Below are 2,308 nucleotides of genomic sequence, written 5' to 3'. Positions count from 1 at the left end.
TATATTTAAGTAAATACAGGAAGGTAAAAACCTCAACCCAATGGATAGACCTTGAAATACCCAAACAAACACGAAAATTGATAGAAAATCTAAATTTACATATTACTTAAAAATCAGGAAGTTACGGCTTAAGACCAGAAGGTATTATTCCATCATTAAGAAGGGCTTATGAATTAAAGGTTAAAAAATAGTATCTATTCAGTTCTATTTTTGACAGGATGAACAGGATTGACAGGATTAAATTTATCTTGTTCATCATAAATTATAAGAACGATGAATATTCCGACAATTCCCTCGCCTTTCGCTTTACTTTAACCCTCTTTTCTCCAAAATTAATAATCAAACCAACATCCTCATAATGGCAGTCAAATAGTTCACCAATTGTAATTTATGGGCAATGGCAATCCGTCAAACGGACACAGGGTTATGATAATTTTTTTGATTAACCGGATAACCTGCTTATTTAACATCCTGTTCATCTTGTAAATCCTGTCTGAATAGTTACCAATTTTTTCATATTTGAATGCCATTTACTCTATTCTCCACAATTATTGATATTATACGGCAAAATTGCATATAACTACAACTCTAAATACATATGACAAACTGTATGTGTTTAGTTGTCCTATACTTAGGCACAAAGTAAATAAATCCTCATCCCCAAAGACAAATAAAATCCCAATGCCCAAATCCCAATGACAAATAAAATCCCAATGCCCAATGACAAATTCCATATTGGACATTTGGATTTGGAACTTGGACATTTGTTGGACATTGTGGCTTGGACATTGGACATTTTAGTTCGTGCTTTGGATTTAAAATTTAAGCTAAACATATACTTATTTTTAGTATCGTTTGATTCAATCTTTTCTGGCTCTTCACGGAATATAATGGGTAAATAATATTTAAGAATTAAGCCAGATTATCTTACAGAGTTATTAGGATGTCAAGGATTTTTTGTGCTGAGATATTTAAAATAAGGAAAGAGGGCGACATAGGGAAGGTAATATTATTCTTAAAATACAGAGAGAAAAAGATATATCTGTAGTGGATGTAAAAGGGTCTTAACAACATACTATGACTCCCGTATTCAGGAGGTTGCCATCTACATCTATGGAAGTATCCAACTGTTTTAGTATTTTAAGAAGAAAAGGGTTAACTGCCCTAATTGTGGAATAAAGACAGAAAGCTTAGAATTCTTGGAAAGATATGCTAGAATCACCAAAGAACTAGCCCATCAAACAAGTGAACTATGCAAGGTGATGACAATAGAGGATGTAGCAAACTTTGAGAATTTACATTGGCAAACAGTAAAGGAGATAGATAAAAGGGCAATAGAAAAGGCTCAAAGGAAAAGGGATTTATCTTAGGATAACAACATTAGGAATAGATGAGATTTCAGTTGGAAAGGGGCATAACTATTTGCATATGATAAGTAGCCTTGAAGGACCAAATGGTCCTGAAGTATTGTATGTAGGGGAAGGAAGAAAAGAGAAAGACCTATTGCCATTCTGGAGGTGGTTTGGTAAAAGAAGGGCAAAAAAGATAGCCTATGGGGTTATGGAGTGAGCAAAAGGGTTTGCCAACAGCTTCCGTGCTCATTGTCCCTTAATAAAGATTATCTATGACAAGTTTCATGTAATAAGACATCTCCTTAATGCCCTAAATGAGGTTCGTAAAGCAGAATTTAAAAAACAACAATCAGAAAGAATGAAAGGGCTTTTGTGTGGCAAGAAGTTTATCCTCCTTTCAAAGATGGCAAATCTTAAGAAAGAGGCAAGACAATCCCTTAAGGAATTGATTAGGGTTAACCATAGAATATCCAAGGCACATTTACTTAAAGAAACCTTTGGACAACTATGGTCATACATATATAAAGCCAGTGCCCTTAAGTTCTGGAAGAATTGGAAGGAATCTCTTAAATGGAGTAGACTAGAACCTTACAAGAAGTTTGCCAAGATGATAGATAAACACATCGATGGTATTATAGCTTACTGTGATAAGAAGGTCCCTCTTGGCTACATAGAAGGAACAAATCTTAAGGCAAGAAATATTATCAGAAGGGCTTATGGTTATAGGGATAAGGAGTATATGAAACTAAAGATTATTCAAGGATGTTCCTCTCTGGGTGTCTTTAAACCCTATCCATACCCTATCCACTATAATCCGGGATGAGCCATATTTATTGGCATTTTCAACCACATATTGTTCTTTAAAGAGAGAAAAAACCTTATCCATAGGATATTCTTGTGCTTCAAGGCTTGTCCCAATAACATATACCCCATAGAGCATCTGCTCTTTGCTCAAA

2 protein-coding genes and 1 pseudogene are annotated in these 2,308 nt (G+C 34.6%); 2 read left to right on the top strand and 1 reads right to left on the bottom strand.

Translation table 11 applies throughout. From position 1 onward, the window contains the following. Positions 1-1,175: 1,175 nt before the first annotated feature. Positions 1,176-1,370, top strand: coding sequence for a transposase family protein (locus tag AB1630_12465; GenBank protein MEW6104604.1), 195 nt, complete (start codon positions 1,176-1,178; stop codon positions 1,368-1,370). A gap of 58 nt (positions 1,371-1,428) precedes the next feature. Continuing rightward, positions 1,429-2,175: pseudogene (locus AB1630_12460) on the top strand (transposase). Here the strand turns inward: AB1630_12460 and AB1630_12455 are convergent. Continuing rightward, the coding region (locus AB1630_12455; GenBank protein ID MEW6104603.1) for a hypothetical protein at positions 2,098-2,308 on the bottom strand (211 nt) is incomplete at its 5' end. The pseudogene AB1630_12460 and the gene AB1630_12455 overlap by 78 nt on opposite strands.

The organism is bacterium, from assembly GCA_040753555.1.
In the GTDB taxonomy this organism is placed as follows: Bacteria; UBA9089; UBA9088; order UBA9088; family UBA9088; genus JBFLYE01.
Note: the sequence above shows the minus strand (reverse complement) of the source record. Positions and strands in the feature narration are given on the sequence as shown.